A 22064-nucleotide genomic window follows, 5' to 3' on the forward strand; every position below is an offset into this window, starting at 1 on the left:
AAAAGCGTAAACATTTTTTTGGAGGTATGGTATAATATGAAAATCATTGATGCTGCGAATTTAGATTATAAAGCTGTAAATGAAGCATTGCGCAGAACAGACGGTGACTGTATGATCAAAGGCTGCTGCGGACAGAGATTTATTGCCGCCGGTATGTCCGGCAAAAATCTTACGATCCAGGGACTTCCGGGAAATGCGATGGGCGCATATTTAAACAATGCCCATATCACCGTACATTCTAATGCCCAGGATGCCGTAGGCGACACTATGAATGAAGGAAAGATCCTGATACATGGCAATATTGGCGATGCTGCCGGTTATGCCATGCGCGGCGGAAAAATCTATGTAAAAGGAAACGCGGGATATCGCGCCGGAATCCACATGAAAGCTTACAAAGAAAAGGTTCCTGTCATAATCATCGGCGGATGCGCCGGAAGCTTCCTTGGCGAATATCAGGCTGGCGGTATCATTATTGTTCTCGGACTTCACGCTGGTCAAAAACGTATCGTGGGTAATTTTCCCTGTACTGGAATGCATGGCGGAAAAATGTTTTTGCGTGGTGACTGTGATGATATCTGCTTTCCGGAGCAGGTGACAGCAAGACGCGCAGCCCCGGAAGATTTAGATGAAATTCTGGGATATCTGTCTGAGTACTGTGCAGATTTCACCTGTTCGATGGACAAGCTTTTGTCTGCTCCCTTTACAGTCATCACACCAGACAGCAACAATCCATATAAACAAATGTATGTGGCAAATTAAAAGAAAGCAGGTAAGACTATGAAGTATTCAAAAGAAGAGGTCATGCAATATATACAGGAAGAAGATGTAAAGTTCATACGCCTCGCCTTTTGCGATGTGTTTGGTAAGCAGAAGAACATATCCATCATGCCAGAGGAACTCTCCCGCGCTTTTGACTGTGGGATTGCCATTGACGCATCTGCGATCGCCGGTTTTGGTGATGAAAATCATTCGGATCTTTTTCTCCATCCGGACGCAGATACGCTTATGCCGCTGCCCTGGAGACCGGAGCATGGGCGTGTCGTACGGATGTTTTGTACGATTACCAGGCCGGACGGATCAATCTTTGAATGTGATACCCGTTCAATCTTAAAAAAGGCCGTTCAGGACGCGCAAAATGCAGGATTCCAGTTCTTCTTTGGTTCTGAACAGGAATTTTACCTCTTTTGTCTGGATGATAATGGAAATCCAACCAAAGAGCCTTATGATCAGGCCGGCTATATGGATATTGCACCGGAAGACAGAGGGGAAAACATCCGCCGCGAAGTATGTCTGACACTTGAACAGATGGGCATACAGCCGGAAAGCTCTCACCATGAAGAAGGTCCCGGACAAAACGAAATTGATTTTCGTTATTCCGACCCGCTGACAGCTGCCGATAATGCCATGACATTCCAGACTGTTGTAAAAACAATCGCAAGACGTAATGGACTTTTTGCTGACTTCAGCCCGAAACCGCTAAAAGACAGACCCGGAAACGGATTTCATATTAATATATCCGTAAAATCTACTGATGATGCAGACTATATGAGCTATATGATCGCTGCTATTTTAGACAAAGTTGCAGATATGACCATGTTTTTAAACCCGACAGAAAATTCTTATCAGCGTTTTGGGAGCAATAAAGCGCCAAGATACATCTCCTGGTCCAGCGAGAACCGCTCCCAGCTTATCAGAGTCCCTGCTGCTGTCGGAAAATACCAGCGTGCAGAACTTCGCTCTCCCGATCCATCTACAAATACGTATCTGACATTTGCCCTGTTAATTTATGCAATTTTGGATGGCATTCAAAACAAACTGGAACTGCCGGAACCTGCCGATATCAATCTGTATAAAGCAGATGCAGATACACTTGCCAGGTTCAAACAACTGCCGGGGGATTTCAAATCCGCATGTGCAGCAGCTGTAACCAGCAGTTTTGTCAAAAAACATATACCTGATGCCATACTGTCTATTTATTGCAGCAATTGATCGAAACAGATAAAAAGGAGGGGAAAGCGGAGTTATGAGCTTAAGAGAACGTTTTTACAGTATCCTCGTTGTGTCTGCGACAGATAATTTTACCTCTGCATTTTCTGACCTGCTCCCGAAAACAAGATACTACCCCATTCACAGTGTTACCAGTATCAGCGCCGCCAAACGGGCAGTCACCGAAAAAACATTTGATTTTATTGTCATTAACGCACCTTTGCCGGATGATTTCGGGACTTGTTTTGCGATTGATATCTGTGCTACAAAGCAGTCCGCGGTATTACTTTTAGTAAAAAATGATCTCCATGCCGAGATCCACGATAAAGTTGCCGAGCACGGCGTATTCACCTTGCCAAAACCAATCTCAAAACCGATTATGCTGCACTCTCTCAGCTGGATGGAAAGCGCCAGAGAACGACTGAGACAATTGGAGAAAAAGTCCCTGTCTATCGAAGAGAAAATGGCTGAGATTCGCCTGGTCAACAAAGCAAAGTGGATTTTGATCAGTGAACTGCAAATGAGCGAACCTGATGCGCACCGTTATATTGAAAAGCAGGCAATGGATCGCTGTACAGCAAAGAGAAGCATTGCAGAAGAAATTATTACGATTTATACTTAATCCCCTGTTTTCCTCCTGCAAGCAGTACAGCCTTAGCCACCTGCCCCGGCACAAGGTTTTTCTGTCTGCTCCAGCTCAGGTGCTTCTTCCAGTATCACTTCGCAATACGGACATTTGTTGAAATACTACATATCATACATGTGTGTGCCTCATCTCCCATGATCCGGATATCCTTTATCAGTGCCAATAGAACGCTGGAACAGCAGCCATGTACTGAGAAAATAACAGCAAAGCAGCAAAGCGAGAATCCCGATAATGATGCCTATTTGCCGCACCAGGGCTCCGTATCCTATATAAGCTGATATTTCCGCAGAAGCGCTTTGAAGAAAATAGCTGATCACAATAATTGCTACAACAATTGCCGATGCGCTCGGCAGCCCAAACCAAACACCAAGCTGCTTTAGAACCAAAGTATGCAGTTCCTTCTCTTCCACTCCCATTTTTCGCAAAACCGAAAACCTGTAGTGGTATTTTTCTGCATCTGAGAGCTGTTGGAGAGCCAGTACGGTAAGACACATCACCACCAGTACAATTGCACTGTAGATCAGGGACGCTTTTAAGATAAAGTTAAGTGCTATGATACGGTTCACTTCCGTTGTGCGGATAGTTGTACTATAGCTCGGCAGATTGTCTTTATTGGACTCTTCTGGATAAGAATTTACCAGAAGCTGTTCCAGCGATTCTGCGGTTTTGAAAGAAAGCGGATATTTGGTCGTCACAAACCGGTTACTCTGAACTGGAAGCAGGGCTTGCGCTGCTTCGTCAGGTATAATATACACCACAGCTGTATAAAGATTATAGATGGATTCACCCACAGGCTCCTGAAATACCGCGTTTTCACTGAGCTTTAGTGTGCCGGCATCAGTTTCCAGCAAGGGATGGGATGCGATGTAATCCTCGATATCCCTGACATCCGCCGCATAATGCCAGTGTGTGGCAAATTCATCTGCTTTTAAGATAACAGACTCATATCCCAGCATTTTCCGAATGGTATTGTAATCCGTCAGTGCGATTGCCAGGGGAGGGAAATCGTACTTTACCCGTTGGTGAAAGGATTCCCGTTTTGGAAGATATTCTGAAAAAGTCAGATCTTCCTCTATCGCAATTTGATTTTTTCCTATAAATCCTGTAATTTCCCCATAGTCTGTATCCAGAAGATTTTCCACTTCATAAACATCGTTGTAACGGCTTGAAATCTGAATATCATAGACCGCCCGACTGTCCAGATAGCCCAGACTCCATCCTGTCAGAATCGGTGCAATAACAAACAGGCAGATAGAAAAAGTCAGCGTAATACAAATCACCGTCATCGTTTTCGTATTGGTAGCAAGCTTTGAGGAAAGCTGGCCAAACAGAAATAAGCTCGTATTGTGATATTTGCGGGACACTTTAGACTCCTTCCAGTACAAAAGCGCCGCATTCGATAAATAAATGACTGCGGAAAGGATAAACAAAATATCCGCAATCCCAAACAATAAATATTGATTCAGGGTTGGAGCATCAAATCCTAGAAAATAGGTGTTTTCCAGTTTTGCGATGGAAAAAATCGGTATGGCGGTCATGACGGCTCCAGCCAGAATCCCGCAAAGGTATCTGGAAAACCCTATTTTTCTGCGTAAAAAAGTACCTGCTGTTGCCCAAAGCAACGTCAAGGCAGGAAAAATGATATTTCCCCAATACATGAGCTTAACAGGAAGCGGATGTCTGGAATCAAAATAAAAATAACATTTTACAGCGCCCACTTGCAGCATCCACAGCAGCAGGATACCATACAAAATGCAGATTACAGGCATCCATCTGCTTTTATGAAGAGGCTTTTCATTCTTCCGGTTTGCCGTCATAAGTTCGATAATCCTGCTTTTATTTAAGATACGGACATTTCCCAGCCCGACCAGAATCTGACAGACAGCAAAGAAGCCCACGGTCAGCAACACAGTATCTGGGAAAAATAACCAGGAAAAAGTGTAGGGTTCCCCAAAAGAAGCAAGCAGCATAGCCGTAATGACCTGAGAAACGATCATCCCCAGAAGGATACCCACCGCTACAGAGAATATAAGCAGAAAAAAAGTCTCGCAAAAAAAGAGCAGTCCTATCGTTTTTTGCTCCATTCCCAGTGTTGCCTCAACGGCAAACTCCTTTTGTTTTTTTCGCAGCATGAAACGATTGACATAGTGAATCAGGAACAACAAAAGCAAACTGATTCCGCAAATCGCCAGTTTCATACCTCCGGCCAGCAGAGAAATGTTATACTCCGCACCGATGACCGGATGATAGTGGCTGCTGCTGATAAACAAAAACGCATAGAACAAGGTGACACAGACCGTCATAGTCACAATGTAAATCAAATAATCCTTCGCAGACTTCTTTGCATTTTTGAAAACAAGCTTAGCGTACATCGCTCACGCCCCCTCCCATCATGGTGAGGACATCCAGAATCTTTTCAAAGAAAGTCCTGCGAGAATCACCACCTTTACGGATTTCCGTGAAGATCGCACCATCCCTCAAAAAGAGAATGCGATTTGCATAGCTTGCCGAAAAAGCATCGTGTGTCACCATCAGGATCGTGGCTCCGAGAGCTTCGTTGATACTCTGGATCGTAGAAAGCAGCATCTGGGACGAATGACTGTCTAACGCGCCGGTAGGTTCGTCCGCCAAGATCAGCTTAGGCTGGTTGATAATGGCTCTGGCACAGGCGCACCGCTGCTTCTGACCACCGGACACCTGATAGGGGTATTTATCCAGAATATCCGTGATATTCAGCTTTCCGGCCATTTCCAGCACCCGTCCATCGATCTTTCCTGCGGGGATTTTATTGATCGTCAGCGCAAGAGCTATGTTTTCCGAGATGGTCAGCGTGTCCAACAGGTTAAAATCCTGGAACACAAACCCAAGATTTTCCCGGCGAAACCGGGCGATCTGTTTTTCATTGATTTCCGTCACATCAGTCCCGTCCAGATAAATATGTCCCGCGCTGACGGTATCAATGGTGGAAATACAGTTGAGCAGGGTAGTCTTGCCAGAGCCGGATGCTCCCATGATCCCTACAAATTCTCCCTCTTGAACGGAAAAGCTGATGTCCTGAATTGCTTTTGTAACATTCCCGCCATTTCCGTAATATTTTTGGATATGATCCAGTTTCAATACTTCTTTCATTATCATCACCTCTGATTTCTATTGTAAGATAAAAGCAACCTTGTTTGTATCAAGTTTTCTTACAAAGTTCTAACAAAAATGTAAGAAGTGCAGAACGTTTCTCAGCTCTGCACTTCATGAATCAGACAGTTAATGTGAAAAGAAAGGGAAATGGCTGTGCCCTGTTCCGACGATTCCGCCGTAATACCAGTGCCCAGCTTTTCACAGAGCCGTTTGCACAGGTACAGACCAATGCCCGTGGACTGCTGAACCATACGACCATTCTGACCGGTAAATCCCTTTTCAAAAATACGAGGCAGGTCGGATGCGGTAATCCCAATTCCATTATCCTCTACGACAAGGACAATCTGATCCTGTCGTTTACGGGTAGAAATGCGGAGAGTCGGCTTTTCAGTACGATACTTGACCGCATTGGCAATCAGTTGGTTCAGAATAAAGCGTACCCACTTTTCATCGGAATAAACCGCATCCTGCATTTCCTCCACTTCCAGACGCATACCACTTTGAAGCAGCAGATATTTATTATCTGCAATCGCCTGATGCACGACTTGGGACAGCACTATTTCCCGAACAGAATAATCTTTCTCCGTATGCTCACTACGGGCATAATAAAGGGCCTGTTCGGTAAAGCGGTCGGTCTTTTCCAGTTCCAGCAGAAGTTCTTTTGCCCAGTCTGTCCGATGGTTTTCGCATAAAAGTTTCATGGCAGTAATGGGCGTTTTAATTTCATGAATCCATTGTTCAATATATTCTTTGTATTCCAGACGTTCCCGCTCGACCTCTCCAATCTGCTCCAGCATGGATTTTTCAGCCATTTTCAAAAGCTGATAGTAAACCTGATCCTCAGCCTGTTCTGGCAGCTCCATCACTTCGGGAATGAGGTATCGTTCTGAAAGCTGTTTCGCCATATCCAGAAGTTTTTTCATCTGCCGCTTCCGTTTCCAGTAAGTAAGGACAATTCCAGCCAGCAAAATCAAGGCCCAGACAATCAGAATCAATACTACTGCGGAAACAGAATTGCCACACACCAGCAGGAATACAGTAAGCGCAGCCATACAAACAAGATTCGTCAGCAGAAATGGCAGCCTGTTTTTCCAATATCGTCTGCTGCTCATATCGTGTACCCCTGTCGGTGCTTTGTTTTAATAAAATCTGTCAGGCCGATGCCTGCCAGCTTCTCCCGGATACGATTGATATTAACGCTTAATGCATTGTCATCCACATATAATTGATTGTCCCACAAATACTCAATCATATCTGCACGAGAACAGATTTTTCCTCCGTTCTTGAACAGGTAATAGAGAATTTTTAATTCGTTCTTGGTCAGATCTACGCTCTGTCCATGATAGTCTAACCTGCTGGATTCCAGGTGCAGCACAGCACCTCCATAGACAATCTGCTCCCTCTGCTGCGTGGGATAGGCTTTTTTCAAAAGAGATGCTATCTTCGCAAGCAGGATCGCTGTGTTATAGGGCTTCGTGATAAAAGCATCTCCTCCCAGCATGATGCTATTTAGTTCGTCCATATCTGTGCTGCAGCTTGTCACAAAAATGATTGGAACTTCGGAGAATGTGCGAATCTCGGTGCAAAGAGAAAAGCCATTGGTCCCAGGTAGCTTGATGTCCAGTATAATCAAGTGTGGCTGCTTGGCTTTGATCCGGTCAATCACATCAGAAAAACCCTCTGGAGCCACCGTTTCATAGCCGTTGCTTTGCAGCAGCGTTTTCAATTCATTCCGTATCAACGGGACATCTTCTATTATCAATATTTTTTCTTTCATATCAGCCTCCGTGAAAAAAATACGATATGCAGTTGTTCATTCTCCCATTGGCATAAGTATGTATGTTAAAGCAAACTACCCTTTAACCCTTTTTTGAAAACCAGTACAGCTCTTTCGGCTCCCCAAAAAGACATCGTAACAAGTCGATAGCTTTCCTTTTCCATTTCTTCTATTTTTGCGTTGATTTTCTCTGTTACATTTTCCACGGTAATTCCTTCTACTAATTCTGTCCGATACATCGTATTTTTACCTCCATAAGCACTCACTCAAAACCAATTTACTTTTTCTGCTCTGAGTTGAGGGGTATCGCCTTCCTGGTATGGATTATAGGTATTGCGATTACACCCAAATTCTTTTAACTTCTTTATTTTATTATCCTCTGTCCATTCAACCAGTGAGATTCCATCAAATTCCTCTATACTCCCATTGTTCATTTCATTTTTGAAATACCACTCTACAACCGTTTGATCTCCCTTATGGTAGAATTGCTTGATTTCCCAAACAACCACCTTGCCACGGGTATTCCATTCCTGAAACCAATGCTTTACTGTTTTACTGTTGTTATACTGGGGACCCCAGCTTTCTGTATAAATTACATCTTCTGTAAATATATCGTCAATTCCCATATCCTGCTGGTTAAGCCACATATCAAACCATAGCCGAATTGTTTTTTCTCGTTCATCCATTATATAAACACCTCTACATTTTTGTATAACCTTCTCATTTGTTTTGCACAACCTGAATTTGATATAGAAAAACAAGAATCAGAGAAACTAAGTTTTCCATTGAAAATACGTCTGTATCATGTCAGCAATGATATATGCAAATCTCAAAAAATCCTCAACATTTATGAAATCACGGCCATTCCCATACATTATACAATATTCAAAACGAGCATTAAAGATAAAAAGACTTAAAAATGGCGGCCTTACTTTACAAAGCCGCCCTCAGCGCTCCAGCACTGGTATCTTCCGCATGGACAAAGAGTAGCCTGTGAAAAGTCGGAGCCGGTTCGTCGGATAAGCGCCTGTAGGCATATTCCACCAACTTATCCTGTAATAACTGCCCTTTCATTTTATCCATGCACAGCGTTGCGCCCCGGCGCATGGCCTCCTGTACGTAGGCCTCCTTATCATGGCAGGATGCCAGAATAAAAGGCACCTCCTTATCTGCAGTCCGCACCTCGTCCAGAAAGTCTATGCCAGAGCCGTCCGGCATATCGAGGTCACAATAGACTACCAACGGCATTTCTTCTTGGAAAGCAACCCGCGCTTCTTGTAAAGTGGACGCCGTTTTGACCATATATCCCCCCATTTTGATTTATTAAAACAATAACGGAAAAAGCGGAACATTACACTGCCGCCCCCGCCATTCCCAACAGGTCATTCCATCGACCGCATTTCTTCCACAAGTGATTGATTTTTCTGCCTGTGCATCGTCCAAAAAGACAGGATGACCTCCAAGCCAAACAGCATCAGGACGAATAAGCCCATTTGCAGGAAGGGGAAGGAATATGGCATAATCGTTCCATGGAACGTCATTTCACTGAATTTCCGGGCAGCGATCACTGCAATCGGGAGGCCGACCGCCAGCGTTGCCAGCGCAGCAGAAAACGCATAGCAGATTCCCTCATAGACAGTCATTTGACAGAGCTGTTTTCTGGTCAGCCCGATGGCACGAAAGACACTGTTTTCCCTCTTTCTGGACATCTGATTGGATAGGGTTGTATTGATAAGGTTAACCACGCCAAAGAGGAATACCAGCCAGGACAGCGCCTGAAATCCTCCAAAAACAACCCTGTTTTCCATTTCCTCATAATCCTTATGTATCTCAATGGTATCCAATTTAAGATCCGGATTGGAAGAAATGATCGCACTCAGGCTGTTTTCAATCTGCTCCGCCTTTTGGGGATCGCCGACAATGCTCCAGGAATAATCAAAACAATTAATCTTTGGCATTGCTTCCTGAAACAGCTCTTTTGTTGCGATCATACAGGTGTTGTCCAATGCCAGAGGACCATGCCCATTTTTAAGTTTATTGTTTGTGATCAGACCGGAAACAGTGACAGGAATCGTCTGATCCCCTATGGTAAGGTCTATAACTGAACCCACATCTACACCAATCATATCTTCTGCATATTCCATATCCAGTGCAATACTATGGGCGTCCTGCGGCAATGTCCCCGACACAAGCGCCGCTTCCATTTTATCTCTGTTTCGGTCACTCAATAAATCGCACATTCCACCGGAGGAACTTTCCTCATTTTCAAACCGCACATGAACCGCCTGACGATTTCCTATCACATCTGTCACGCCGTCTACGGCCAGCACTTCCTGCCGAAGTGCTTCATTCAACGGATTTCCTTCCGACATCACCTCATATTCTGATTTTTCGGAGTGGATATAGATTTTATAATCTCCATCCGGGAAAAACTGTCTGGCGATCCGCTCCGGCGAACGAACCAGAAGAACCGATGCCGTCACCAGAAGGATCACGCCGCCAAGGCTCAGGGAAGCCACGATGCTGATCGTTTTTTTGCGGTCACGTCTGAAATTTGCAATTCCCATAGAGAGCGGGTTTAAGCGCATATTTTTCTTATGCGTGTGGATCTTTCCGCTCTGAATGCCAGTAAAGCGGACTGCTTCAATCGGAGAAATACTCGCAGCAATCTTTACCGGTCTGCGGATCGCAATGGATACCATAAACCAGCCAAGCAGTGCCGTCAAAACAATCGCAGCTGCATAAAATGGCAGATGAAATCCACGGGAAAACAGAGCAAACCCGGCTGCACATCCTGGCAAAATACCGATTCCTATGCCGGTCCAGCCAAGCAAACGGCCTTCCTTTTTTACAATACGGCGGATCTGCTTTGGCGTTGTGCCGATGGTCCGAAGCTGTCCATAGCTTTGGATTTTATCATTGATAGAGATTCGGAAGATACTTTGTATCACAACATATCCTCCGATGATGACCAAAGCTGCAATTCCGCCAACCAAAGCCAGCATACTGACATTCACAGGCTGCTTATAGAATTTCATATAGCTGAGGTTCATGACCGGCATTTCCAGCTGATATTCTTTGGCAATCTCCCGGCTGCGGGCAGTCAGCTCGGTTTCATCCATCTGCTGCTCATTCTTAAAATGCACATAGGCACGATAATCGGAAGGGTCATAGCCGCTCCATCCTTTCAAAGCTTCTTTGGAAAGAAGGATAGAAGAGCCATTTACCTCTTTTTCCTTATAGCCTTCCAGAATACCAGTCACCGTATATTCTCCATGGAAGCTCTCGCTGCTTAGCATAACCTTTTCGCCAATCCTGGCATCTGCACCGTATTCGGAAAGGAAATAGCGGCTGACCGCTACCTCATCCTCCTTTTGGGGCAGGCGGCCTTCCAAAAGCTTCATCTGGTCACGGGCAATATACATCGTTTCCTCATCACAATAAATATAGGAGGCATTGTATCCCTGCTGGGCAGGTTCCACAGCCAGCATATAATACTCTCCTACCCTTGAAAAGTCATCCAGTCCCTTCAGGGTAGACACATCTTCCTCAGTAATCCCGGTATAGACCGCCTCATAGGTATCCTCCACATGATTTTTCTCTATCTGCCGGGTAGATAAAGCCATCACAATCGAAAAACAGATCAGACAGGATGCCAGTGCAACGGCGATCACCACCATCAGGTTCCGGCGTTTCTCGCTTTTCAAACTTTTCTTTGCCAGTTTCCTGACAATATTTCCTGTATCATTCTCAAATGGTACTGTCATTTTGCTCATCTCCTTTAAGTCCTATATTTCTGCTGTCAGTAAAGCGGCGGCTTCACCCTGGAAGCTGCCGCCTCTGGTTAATCCATGGTCTTGATCCGATCCACAAGGGAAAGCCGTTTGGAGTAGCGGACAGCAACCACAGAGAAGATTCCGGTCACAACCAAAAGTGCCAGAACAAAAACAAGCGTTTCCATCAAGGGGAATTGATAGGACAGTTCCCCGAAAATATTAAAACTGCTGAGCACATAGTCAAAAATCCAGCCCAGGATTCCGCCGATACCAACCGACAAAAGCACCGTAACCCCTGCATACCACAGGCATTCTGCGATCAGCATACGCGAAACCTGCTTTCCAGTCATGCCCACAGACTGCAAAATCCCAATCTCCTGCTGCCTTGCCAGTAGATTCGTCATCAGGGTGTTGACCAGATTTACCATAGAGAATACAAACAGAAATGCCAGCAGCAGATAAATACCGCGGGTCATTGTCTTTAGCTGCGATTCCAGGGAAGCCGCATGGTCTGCTCTGGAAAAGACCGTCAGCACCGGATTTTCCAGCAGACTGAAAATAGACGCTCTGAGCGCATCCGAGTCCTCTGATGTATGGACATTCCAGACAGCCTCTCTGTTCTCAATGTCCGGGTAAAGCTGATCAGCCAATTCTTCTGTAAGGGTAAACAGCCCCCATGCGCCGGTGCCTGATGTCACTGACGGTTTCGCAATGCCCATGACCGTTACTTCTATAGCCCTGCCGTCCATGGATTCAAAGGTCAGCACATCCCCGATCGCAGGCGTATAGCCATAAAACATACTTAAAAAGTGATCTTCCGCGTCCGTCACGACCACACCGTTGTTTGCAGCAAGCTCCTCATAGTCCGCACTGCCCTGTTCCAGATTTTCCTTTGGCAGCCATTGCTCCATCTGCTCTTTGTCAAACACCGGGAATTTTAATGCATCGCTTTCCTGGGGGAATTTTACCGTTGCGGATATCATTTCATGGCTGGTGATGGATTCCACTCCATCCAGGGCAAGCAGCTTTTGACGAAGCTCTTCTGTCAGCGGATTCTCCCGTGCAATATCAGGCACTCCTTCCGCGCCTCCCGAATCCATCCAGCTGACCTCATAATTACAGTGATCCCCCATGGCTTCCATCGCCATCTTTTCGGGACTGATGGAGTTCAGCACCGTGGCAGCCGTTACCAGAAATACACCTGTCAGTCCTAAAGAAGTCAGGGTGATGACTGTCTTTTTCCTGCTTCGCCGGAAGTTCATCTGTGCCATGGAGAATGGCGTAATGCGGTGATTTTTCTGATCCTTCCGGTCTGTTGCCGTTTCATAACCACTGGAACGCACCGCTTCGATCGGGGATACCCTCGCCGCCATACGGACTGGCGCATGAATGGACAGAAATACTGTCAGGGCGCAGGCTGCTGCGGTCGCAGCCAGATAAGGCAGATTCCCAATCCAGCTCCAATGCGCCGGGTAAATAGCAAACCCGACAGCGCCCCCAACCAAAAGCCCAAGGGGGATTCCCAAAAGAGATAACAATAATCCCTCCCGCCGCACAATCCGGCGGATCTGCTTCGGCGTAGTGCCGATCACCTTCAGACGTCCATATTCCCGCATTTTCCCCTTCACGGAAATAAAAAAGATACTGTAAATGACCACGGCACAGGCAACCAGCAAAAGGATTGCCACCGGAATATAATATTTCATCACGCCGGTCTTAAAGCCCTGCATATCGAAATAGTTGGAACTGTAAAAAATCTGATCCTCTGCGACGCCGTTGGCAGAAAGGAAGGCTGCAATATCCGCCTTGAGCTGTTCCAGTTCCATATCGTCTGCACCGGTATAACGAAGACGGAATTCAAACAGCGGCTCTCCCTGCGCCATTTCCTCCACAAATGCTTCGGATACATAAAGCTGGAACATACGGGAGTCGTTCTCTGTATCCATAATGCCGCTCACGGTATAGGTCTGCTTTCCGTTTCCAAGGTCCACTTCTATGGTCTGTCCGATTTCTGCCGGAATTCCAAAATAATCAAGAAATGCCCGTTCTACCAGAATCTCATTGACATCCTGCGGAAGCGCCCCGGTAAATGACGGTTTCTTCCCCAGGTCCATCCAGTTGGCATCCGCATACTCTACGGTCAGAACACTGTCACCATAGCGGGCGGAACCATAATTCTGCGAAAGTCCCCAGCGTTCCACCTCCGGGCAAGCCTTTAATTTTTCAATCATGCTGCGGTCGCAATTCACCACAACTGCCTGATACTGTCCCCGGATGTCCTTCTCCAGTTTTCTGTCACTTCCCGCTCCTGCACAAAAAATCGCTGCCATCAAAGCGGCTGCCAGGGCAATCGTTACGATCACAAACAGGTTGCGCCGCTTATCTGTCTGAATGCTCCGTGACGCTATTTTTTTAATGACCGGCCCTGTATCATTTTCAAAAGGCAATGTCATGTCCGCACCCCCTTTATTCCACGATCCTGCCATCTTCGATCCGCACGATGCGGTCTGCAAGCTGGGCAATGGCATCGTTATGCGTGATCATCACCAGTGTCTGGTTAAATTCGCGGCTCGTTCTCTGCAAAAGCCCCAGCACATCGGCGCTGGTCCTGCTGTCCAGGTTTCCGGTGGGTTCGTCCGCCAGAACGATCGCGGGCTTTGACACCAGGGCGCGGGCGATCGCCACACGCTGCTGCTGACCGCCGGAGAGGTTGTTTGGCATATTTTTCAGCTTATCCTCCAGCCCCAGCATGGACACCACATCCGCCATAAATTTCTGATCCACCGTATCCCCGTCCAGCTCCACGGGCAGGACGATGTTCTCATACACATTCAGGATCGGCACCAGATTGTAGTTCTGGAAAATAAAACCGATATTGCGGCGGCGGAAAATGGTAAGCTGCTCGTCGTTCATCTTCGCCAGCTCCTTATCCCTCACCATCACGCTACCAGAGGTGGGGGTATCCAGACCGCCCATCATGTGAAGCAGGGTGGACTTACCGGAGCCGGAAGTGCCGACTACCGCCACAAATTCGCCCTCCTCCACGGAAAAATTCACGCCGTCCAGTGCGCGGGTGATGTTCGGCTCTGTGCCGTAGTATTTTTTAAGATCAGTTGTCTGCAAAATTTTCATAACAGTTACCTGCCTTTCTTGATTTGTTGAGTATAGGATAAATGAAAAATGTTGCAGAATTGTCCTAAAATCCATTCCCCTCTGAAAATTTTAAAAAAAGGCAGCCTGCCGAAACAGACTGCCTAAAAATTATTTTATGGGCAGGAACACGGAAAAAGTGGATCCCTCCCCGACTTTGGACTCTACGCTAATATAGCCTCCCTGCATGGTGATGATCTCACGGGCAAGATACAACCCGATTCCAATCCCCTCTATATCATGTACCGCTTCATCCCGGTAAAAGCGCTTAAAGATTGCGCCTTGAGAATGTTCCGGGATTCCTCTGCCCGTGTCCGTCACATCAATTTTTACATACATTTCCCACTCCTGCACACTTACCTGGATGCTGCCGCCTGCGCAAGTGTACTTTACTGCATTATCCAGAATATTAAACAATGCTTCAGACGTCCAGCGTTTATCATGAGATACGATCAGTTCGGACGGACAATCCACTGAAAAACTGATCTCCTTTTGCTCCATTAGAGCCAGAACTCCATTGATCGCATGCACCAATGTGTCCTCAACAGGAGCTGCCTGTTTTTCCAGAGTGATCACCCCTGTTTCCAGACGGGAAGTTTTCACCATCCCCTGAATGAGAAAATCCAGTTTATCCAGCTGCGCGCCTGTGGCCTGTAAAAACTCTTTCTGCTTTTCTTCTGTCAAAGGCCGTGTCAGCATCGTATCATTCAGCATCTTCAGATTAGCAATCGGTGTTTTCGTCTGATGGGAAATATCCGATATCAGAGACTGCAGATCTTCTTTTTCCAGCTCAACTTTATGTCTGGTTTTCTGCATGACATGATAGAGCCGTTCCAGACGGTGGCTGATCCGTGATAACAGTGTTTCCGCTTCATAGTCTATCTGAGGCCTCTCTGTACGATCCATCATATCGTCCAGCGTCCGACACAACCCGTCGGTAAACAGTGACAATTTCTTTTGAAAATAGTGCAGAAAAACAATCCCCCAGATATAAAACGCTCCTGTCAAAAGGCATCCGCAGGTCACAATACGCACATCTTTTGTCAGCAAATAAAAAATCAGCACCAATATAGCTGCAGTAAACATAGTCCCTGCCGCAATTTTTCTCAAAAATGCCCGAACAGATAAATTTTGCAGTTTCATCGTGACTCACCGCCGATCCACTGATAGCCTATCCCATAGGCTGTCTTGATATATTTGTGTTCATCCGTTTCAATTTTCTTTCGGATACGGCTGATAATCGTAGTCAGAGTATGCTCGTCCACAAAGTCTCCGTCCACATCCCAGAGCTTTTCTAAAATCTGCCGCTTTGTCAGAATGATACGGGGATTTTTTACAAACAAAGACAGGGTACGATATTCCTTTGGTGTGAACTCCAACGGATCCCCTGCAAGGGCTGCGCTGCGCTCTGAAAAATCAATTCTCAAAAAGCCATCGTCAAACAGATCATGCCGGGGTGTCCGCAGCTCCAGATTTGCAAAAACCGCCGCCACTTTTTTACAAAGCACCGTCACAGAAAACGGCTTGGTCACATAATCCGAGCCTCCGGCTTCGTAGCCCTTTAGCATATCGCTCTCCTTATCATTGGCTGTCATAAAAATGATATAAGTATGCTGCCCGCGCATATGGATTTCCTCACACAATTCCAGACCATTGCCATCCGGAAGGTTGATGTCTAATAATGCCACATCAAATTCATTCTGCCGCAGCTGCTCTGCAGCGCTGTCAAAATTATATACTGAAACAACCTCATATCCATCTGAAATCAGGTTATAAGAAAGCGTTCTGTTCAACAGACGGTCATCTTCTATGATCAGGATTTTTCGCAAATAGAGTCCCTCCCCTTTAAAGTATTACAGACAGTATAAATCTGAAATGTTGCAGAATTGTCCCAAACGGGATTTCGGACGTCTGATTTTTTATTTTACCATGTCTCCGTCTGCCCGGCTACCTGTTTTTCCAGAGAGGCAAAAAAAGAGTGCTGTATCTGCTAAACTCAACAGATACAACACCCTGCTGTAGATTTATCCGCGGATCCGCAGCGCTTCGATGTCTGTAAGCTCTGCTCCGTCTGTGGAAGACATCCATGTGACTTCTACGACCTGTCCTTCGGAAAGATTATCTGACATTTCGATATCCGTATTGGAAATATCAAAGGTACGATACACGCCATCCAGCCCGCTTAATTCCAGCCGGTCCGGGGAACAGTATACGACAACTCCTTCCACAGATACGGAACGCATCTCGTCGGAATGTGTATGGACTGTGTAATTATCCACCTGCGTGGCTGTGAATGGAGAACCGGCGCCGGTATAATACACTTCTACCCAGTCTCCGGTCGAGAGACCGTCTTTGAGGTTCATATTCGCGTAGATGGTATTAAAGATCGCATCTCCCTGACCGTCATCACGCCGGATTGTCAGAGTACCATAAGAAGCATCTGTAACGATCCCCGACAAATATCCATTCTTTACATACGTATCAGACACAGGCTCAGACCATGACAGGTAATCCGCATATACGTAACCAATGTGCCCGTTGAATTTCACGCGCACCCAGTTATTGCTCGTTGTGCCGGTGATCTCTATTGCCTGCCCCTTTGTAAGGCCTCCCAGTATGGCTGCATCAGAGGAATAGGAATCCCGGACATTCACACCGGTGGTCGCATACATGATGCCGCTGCCGTTTTGCGTCAGTACCGGCTGCCTGGTGCTCGTATACTCACCCCAGATATATCCGGTCGCTGTATTATACTGGATCTGGATCCATCCATCACTCGTATATCCGGTCTGTGTCACACCGCTTCCCGCAGGCAGCCCTCCGAGGATCACAGCGCTGGTATTTCCGGCTGCACGCACATTGACATCTGTTGTCACGTACAGCGTCCGCTCAAGCGGTGTGATCGTCGCTGCCGGCTCCTCCGGATCCAGCTTTTCATATCCGTCAAGCCTGGGCAGCATGACGTCCACTGCCTGCCCGTTCTGAGTGAATACTGCATCCGTCTGCACCAGAAAAGTTTCTTCCCTGTCTCCCTGCAGGACCGTATAGATCATCTGAATACTGCGCTGCGTGATACTGCCCTGCGCGTTCGTCTGAAGCGTGCCGTAAAGAGCGTCGATCTCGATCCCTTCGCTTCCAGAACCTGCAAGGAGTTTTTTCGAGTAATCTCCAAGAGTTTCGTCTGTGGCTGCAAAATGATACGTGACTGCACCGTCGCTGCCTTTTTCTGAATACAGCATTTTGAAGTAATTGCTTGTCATATTCATATAGATCTCGGAATTGATCATATCCCAGATCTGCGTGCGGTCCATTTTCCGCTTCTGCTTTTCCTGGGCAGTCTGCGTATAGAACCAGCCGTTGTCATAATAATTTTTTGTTGTCCCTTCTTCGGTCGTCACTGCCATATTTGCTTTCAGAGAAGTTCCTTTCATGCCGGAGACCTTCAAAGCTACCGATTTGTGGGATATGACATTGGTACTTGCAGATACGATCTTCTCTTCCACTGTCACATCCAGTCCGTCCAGCGCATCCTGCCCCTGTACGGCCGTATTATATGCGGCCTCCACAGATGCCTCAAATGCGGCCTGTGTACCGGTGCTGCAGGAACCGATCATCAAAAGTCCGCAGAGCAGACCTGCTGCCAGCTGTTTTCCTTTCATATTGCATACCTCCCTCTGAGCCCGGAGTGTGTGATACCGTACCGGGAATTCTTTTTTTCAGTATACACTATCCGCCTACCGGCGTGCAAGCTCCTTTGTAATATCCTCCCAGGTCACTTTGCGCTGTACCATTAATACCATAACGTGATAAAGGAAATCAGAAATTTCGTATTTTAGTTCCTCCGGATCCGGATTTTTTGCGGCGATGATAATTTCAGTGGCCTCCTCGCCAACCTTTTTCAGGATCTTGTCAATACCCTTGTCGAAGAGATAGTTTGTATAAGATCCCTCCTTTGGATGGATCCTCCGATCCTGTATTATGGAAAATACGTCCTCGAAGACCTTGAGCGGATTGGTCTCATCGTATTCCTTTTTCAGGATAGAGCGGTAAAAGCAGCTCCTGTTCCCGGTATGACATGCTGCGCCGACCTGAGATACCTTAGCCAGCAGCGTATCATTATCACAGTCGATGAGAAGCTCCTTTACATACTGAAAATGTCCGGAGGTCATCCCCTTGATCCAGAGCTCCTGCCTGCTGCGGCTCCAGTACGTCATCTTTCCAGTGCGGACGGTCATCTCAAATGCTTCGCGGTTCATATAGGCGAGCATCAGGACCTCCTGCGTTTTATAGTCCTGTACCGCTACAGGCAGCAGACCGTTCGCGTCTGTTTTTATATCCTCCCACGCAAGGGAGGACTCGTATGTATTGATGGCGATCCCCTGTAAGCGAAGTTCGTGCTTTTGCTCCATGAGATCAAAGCTCTCCTCCATAAAGGCAGGCGAAGCGACGCCCTGTACACAGCTGCCCTGCAGCAGCGCTCCCGCCTGCTGCGGGGTATCTGCCACAATATAATATGCCAGTGTATCCTCCCTGTCTTTGACGCAGAGATCATTCAGGAGAACAATGCCGTCGAGCAGTGTTCCGTGTGCCTGCGCGCATGCCAGCTCCTCAGCTGTTTTTACACAGGCCAGTATTTTTTCTTTTCCAAACCGTGCAGACGCCTCATGCGCCAGCTCGATGTTCGATTCTTTTGAAAAGTTTAAAAACACCTTGCGGCAGCCTGCGTAGATCAGCTTCTTGACATCCTCCAGACGACAGATATTGCCGCCTGCATACAATGGGATATCAATGGTGCGCGCGATCTCCTTCATAAGAGCCAGGCTGGCGTCATGCTGAGTGTCATTTTCTGACAGATCAAACAAAAGCAGCGCATCTGCTCCTGCGTGGTCATACATGCGGGACAGGCGGACAGCGTCTCCGTCTGCATACGGCGTTTGGTCAGTTAAGCCGGATACCGCTGCCCCATCGCCAAGGTAGAGCGGCACAAGCAGTTCTTTTTTGTTCATATTCTTCCTCCATTCCGGTCGGCAGCGCTTTTTGTCAGATGGTTCCCTTGGTGGAAAGCACACCGCAGATGCGCGGATCCAGACAGACTGCTTCATCGAGCGCCTTTGCAAAGGCCTTGAACATTGCTTCTGCCATATGGTGGCTGTTTCCACCGTCAAACAGTTTAAAGTGAAGATTCATGGCGGCGCCATACGATACGGCATAGAAAAATTCCTGTATCGTTTCGGTATCCATTTCGCCGATCCGCTCTGTCGGGAACACGATATTTGAGCGGTAGTACGGACGTCCGCAAAGATCAACAGCGCAGAGCATCAGCACCTCGTCCATAGGCAGGATCCTGCTTCCATATCTGCGGATCCCCGCTTTGTCTGCGACGGCCTGCCGGATTGCCTCGCCGAGTACGATGCCGGTATCCTCAACCGTATGATGGCAGTCTACGTGAAGATCGCCGGATACTTCAAGCTCCAGATCGAACAGTCCGTGCCGGGCAAAGCCCTCCAGCATATGGTCAAAAAAACCAATGCCGGTATTTCCACAGTATTGTCCTGTCCCGTCCAGCTCTAAGCGCATACGTATCTGCGTTTCTTTTGTGTCTCTGATCACCTGTGCTGTTCTGCTCATATCTCCTCCTGCTGTACTTCCTCAAATCGTACCTGGATTGAATTTGCGTGCGCCGTGAGCTGTTCTGCCCGGGCAAATGTCATAATATCCTTGCTGATCGGCGCAAGCGCCTCTTTTGAATAATAAACAATACTTGATTTTTTAATAAAATCATCTACAGAAAGCGGTGAAAAGAATTTCGCTGTACCATTTGTCGGGAGTACATGATTTGGTCCTGCGAAATAATCGCCAAGCGGTTCACTGCTGTATTCCCCGATAAAAATCGCGCCGGCGTTGCGGATTTTCGTCATTACCTCGAATGCATTTTGTGTAACAATCTCCAGATGCTCCGATGCGATCTCATTGACAGCGTCAATGGCCTCCTCCATGCTCGATGCGATCAGGATAAATCCGTACTGATCCAGAGATTTTCGGATAATATCTGCTCTGGAAAGTGTCTGTAAAAAGCGCTCGATCTCACAGGAAACACGCCCGGCCAGTGTCTCGCTCGTCGTCACGAGGATCGCCGAGGCCATTTCATCATGTTCTGCCTGAGAAAGAAGGTCAGCCGCCACATAGCGGGGGTTCGCGCTCTCATCTGCCAGTACGAGGATCTCGCTTGGCCCTGCGACAGAATCAATGCTGACATGTCCATAGACTGCCTTTTTGGCAAGCGCTACATAGATATTTCCAGGACCGGTGATCTTGTCTGCTTTTGGGATGCTTTCTGTACCAAAGGCAAGCGCGGCGATCGCCTGAGCGCCGCCTGCCTTATAGATTTCATCTACGCCCGCCTCTTTGGCAGCGACAAGCGTAGAGGCAGGGATCTTCCCGTCCTTTCCCGGCGGCGTTGTCATCACAATGCGTCTGACACCGGCCACTTTTGCCGGCACGACATTCATAAGGACAGAGGAGGGATAGACGGCCTTTCCTCCCGGCACATACACGCCGACGGTAGCAAGCGGCGTGATCTTTTGCCCAAGCAGCGTCCCGTTCTCTGTACTGTCAAACCAGCTGTATCTTTTTTGCTTTTCGTGATAGCTGCGGATATTGACCAGAGATCTGCGTATCACAAGGAGCAGCGACTGGTCCACATTCCGGTAAGCCTCTTCTATCTCAGCATCTGTCACCCGCACATTTTCTGCGCTTACCTGTGCGCCGTCAAAGCGCTTTGTATAATCAAACACCGCCTGGTCCCCATGTTCTTTGACATTGCGGACGATCTCATTTACCTGCTCTTCAAATCCCGTATAGCTGGACGGGCTTCTTTTTAAAAGCTGCTCCAGAATATTTTTTTTCGTTTCGTTTGTCAGTTTTATCTTCCGCATCTTATCCCTCCTGTGTGATCACGTCATTAAGCCTGGAAAGCAGGCCTGTGATCCGCTCATTTTCCATCCGCATACTTACGGGATTCACCACAACCCGTGCAGACAGTTCACAGATCTCCTCCAGCACGACAAGCCCGTTCTCGCGCAAAGTGGAACCTGTCTCTACGATGTCTACAATAACTTCAGCAAGACCGACGATCGGAGCAAGCTCGATGGAGCCATTGAGCTTAATGATCTCCACCGTCTGATTTTTCCGGTTATAGAAATAATCCTTGGCGATCCCGGGATACTTCGTTGCCACGCGGATCAGCTCCTGTCCATTTAAGCGTTGTCTGGCAGATTCCGGCCCGCATACGCACATCCGGCATTTTCCAAATCCAAGATCAAGCACCTCATGGATCTTTCGCCCCTCTTCCTGGATCGTATCACGCCCGACGACCCCGATATCGGCGGCTCCGTACTCCACATACGTCGGCACATCCGGTCCCTTCGCCAGAAAGAACCGGAGCTTCAGTTCTTCATTTACAAAGATCAGCTTGCGCGAATCCGGATCCTTCATCTCTTCACAGGAGATCCCGATCTGTTCAAACAGCTCCATTGTTTTTTTTGCAAGACGTCCCTTGGTCAGTGCAAACGTCAGATATCTTGTCTCTTTTTCCATT

At 47.2% G+C, this 22064-nt stretch carries 19 protein-coding genes and 1 pseudogene; 3 read left to right on the forward strand and 17 right to left on the reverse strand.

Going from position 1 to position 22064, the window contains the following annotated elements:
• Nucleotides 1–36 precede the first annotated feature (36 nt).
• The 3 genes from QOX44_RS12810 to QOX44_RS12820 are packed head-to-tail and all read left to right on the forward strand — an operon-like array spanning nucleotide 37 to nucleotide 2608.
• Nucleotides 37–759, forward strand: a complete 723-nt coding sequence (locus tag QOX44_RS12810) for a glutamate synthase (RefSeq protein ID WP_283683529.1) — start codon at nucleotides 37–39, stop codon at nucleotides 757–759.
• Nucleotides 760–777: 18 nt separating this feature from the next.
• Nucleotides 778–1989, forward strand: a complete 1212-nt coding sequence (locus tag QOX44_RS12815) for a glutamine synthetase family protein (RefSeq protein WP_283683531.1) — start codon at nucleotides 778–780, stop codon at nucleotides 1987–1989.
• A gap of 34 nt (nucleotides 1990–2023) precedes the next feature.
• A complete protein-coding gene (locus tag QOX44_RS12820) occupies nucleotides 2024–2608 on the forward strand; it encodes an ANTAR domain-containing response regulator (protein ID WP_283683532.1) in 585 nt (194 codons plus the stop codon).
• 149 nt (nucleotides 2609–2757) lie between these two features.
• Here QOX44_RS12820 and QOX44_RS12825 read toward each other — a convergent pair whose 3' ends face one another.
• From QOX44_RS12825 to hisG, 17 genes and pseudogenes are all read right to left on the reverse strand, one after another.
• Nucleotides 2758–5004, reverse strand: coding sequence for an ABC transporter permease (locus tag QOX44_RS12825; RefSeq protein ID WP_283683534.1), 2247 nt, complete (start codon nucleotides 5002–5004; stop codon nucleotides 2758–2760).
• Entirely contained in the window at nucleotides 4994–5761 is a 768-nt protein-coding gene (locus QOX44_RS12830) for an ABC transporter ATP-binding protein (protein WP_283683536.1), read from the reverse strand. Before QOX44_RS12830 ends, QOX44_RS12825 begins: the two co-directional genes overlap by 11 nt.
• Before the next feature lie 101 nt (nucleotides 5762–5862).
• Nucleotides 5863–6876, reverse strand: a complete 1014-nt coding sequence (locus QOX44_RS12835) for a sensor histidine kinase (RefSeq protein ID WP_283683538.1) — start codon at nucleotides 6874–6876, stop codon at nucleotides 5863–5865.
• Nucleotides 6873–7541 carry a response regulator transcription factor gene (locus QOX44_RS12840; protein WP_283683540.1) on the reverse strand — a complete coding sequence of 223 codons (669 nt, stop codon included), beginning with the start codon at nucleotides 7539–7541 and terminating at the stop codon, nucleotides 6873–6875. Before QOX44_RS12840 ends, QOX44_RS12835 begins: the two co-directional genes overlap by 4 nt.
• Before the next feature lie 65 nt (nucleotides 7542–7606).
• Complete coding sequence (locus QOX44_RS12845; RefSeq protein ID WP_283683542.1) at nucleotides 7607–7780, reverse strand: hypothetical protein; 174 nt, start codon at nucleotides 7778–7780, stop codon at nucleotides 7607–7609.
• A 27-nt stretch (nucleotides 7781–7807) separates the two neighbouring features.
• Nucleotides 7808–8227 carry a nuclear transport factor 2 family protein gene (locus QOX44_RS12850; protein WP_283683543.1) on the reverse strand — a complete coding sequence of 140 codons (420 nt, stop codon included), beginning with the start codon at nucleotides 8225–8227 and terminating at the stop codon, nucleotides 7808–7810.
• Nucleotides 8228–8477: 250 nt separating this feature from the next.
• Nucleotides 8478–8849: pseudogene (locus QOX44_RS12855) on the reverse strand (response regulator); the annotation flags it as partial.
• 74 nt (nucleotides 8850–8923) lie between these two features.
• Nucleotides 8924–11308: an ABC transporter permease gene (locus QOX44_RS12860; protein WP_283683547.1), complete on the reverse strand. Its 2385-nt coding sequence runs from the start codon at nucleotides 11306–11308 to the stop codon at nucleotides 8924–8926.
• 77 nt (nucleotides 11309–11385) lie between these two features.
• Nucleotides 11386–13770 carry an ABC transporter permease gene (locus QOX44_RS12865; RefSeq protein ID WP_283683548.1) on the reverse strand — a complete coding sequence of 795 codons (2385 nt, stop codon included), beginning with the start codon at nucleotides 13768–13770 and terminating at the stop codon, nucleotides 11386–11388.
• Nucleotides 13771–13783: 13 nt separating this feature from the next.
• Entirely contained in the window at nucleotides 13784–14449 is a 666-nt protein-coding gene (locus tag QOX44_RS12870; RefSeq protein WP_283683550.1) for an ABC transporter ATP-binding protein, read from the reverse strand.
• Between the two features lie 129 nt (nucleotides 14450–14578).
• A complete protein-coding gene (locus QOX44_RS12875; RefSeq protein ID WP_283683551.1) occupies nucleotides 14579–15610 on the reverse strand; it encodes a sensor histidine kinase in 1032 nt (343 codons plus the stop codon).
• On the reverse strand, nucleotides 15607–16296 hold the full coding sequence (locus QOX44_RS12880) for a response regulator transcription factor (protein WP_283683553.1): 690 nt from the start codon (nucleotides 16294–16296) through the stop codon (nucleotides 15607–15609). Before QOX44_RS12880 ends, QOX44_RS12875 begins: the two co-directional genes overlap by 4 nt.
• Nucleotides 16297–16491: 195 nt before the next feature.
• Nucleotides 16492–18126, reverse strand: a complete 1635-nt coding sequence (locus tag QOX44_RS12885; RefSeq protein ID WP_283683554.1) for an SH3 domain-containing protein — start codon at nucleotides 18124–18126, stop codon at nucleotides 16492–16494.
• Between the two features lie 75 nt (nucleotides 18127–18201).
• Nucleotides 18202–19473 (reverse strand): bifunctional phosphoribosyl-AMP cyclohydrolase/phosphoribosyl-ATP diphosphatase HisIE, encoded by a 1272-nt coding sequence (gene hisIE / locus QOX44_RS12890; protein ID WP_283683556.1) that lies wholly within the window; start codon nucleotides 19471–19473, stop codon nucleotides 18202–18204.
• Between the two features lie 34 nt (nucleotides 19474–19507).
• On the reverse strand, nucleotides 19508–20095 hold the full coding sequence (hisB, locus tag QOX44_RS12895; RefSeq protein WP_283683557.1) for an imidazoleglycerol-phosphate dehydratase HisB: 588 nt from the start codon (nucleotides 20093–20095) through the stop codon (nucleotides 19508–19510).
• The gene (gene hisD, locus QOX44_RS12900; protein ID WP_283683558.1) at nucleotides 20092–21402 is read right to left on the reverse strand and encodes a histidinol dehydrogenase; all 1311 of its coding nucleotides are present in this window, start codon (nucleotides 21400–21402) and stop codon (nucleotides 20092–20094) included. The genes hisB and hisD overlap by 4 nt, the downstream gene beginning before the upstream one ends.
• Nucleotide 21403: 1 nt before the next feature.
• Nucleotides 21404–22063, reverse strand: a complete 660-nt coding sequence (hisG, locus tag QOX44_RS12905; protein ID WP_283683559.1) for an ATP phosphoribosyltransferase — start codon at nucleotides 22061–22063, stop codon at nucleotides 21404–21406.
• Nucleotide 22064 lies beyond the last annotated feature (1 nt).

The sequence above is a fragment of the Parablautia sp. Marseille-Q6255 genome (assembly GCF_951230155.1).
In the GTDB taxonomy this organism is placed as follows: Bacteria; Bacillota; Clostridia; order Lachnospirales; family Lachnospiraceae; genus Choladousia.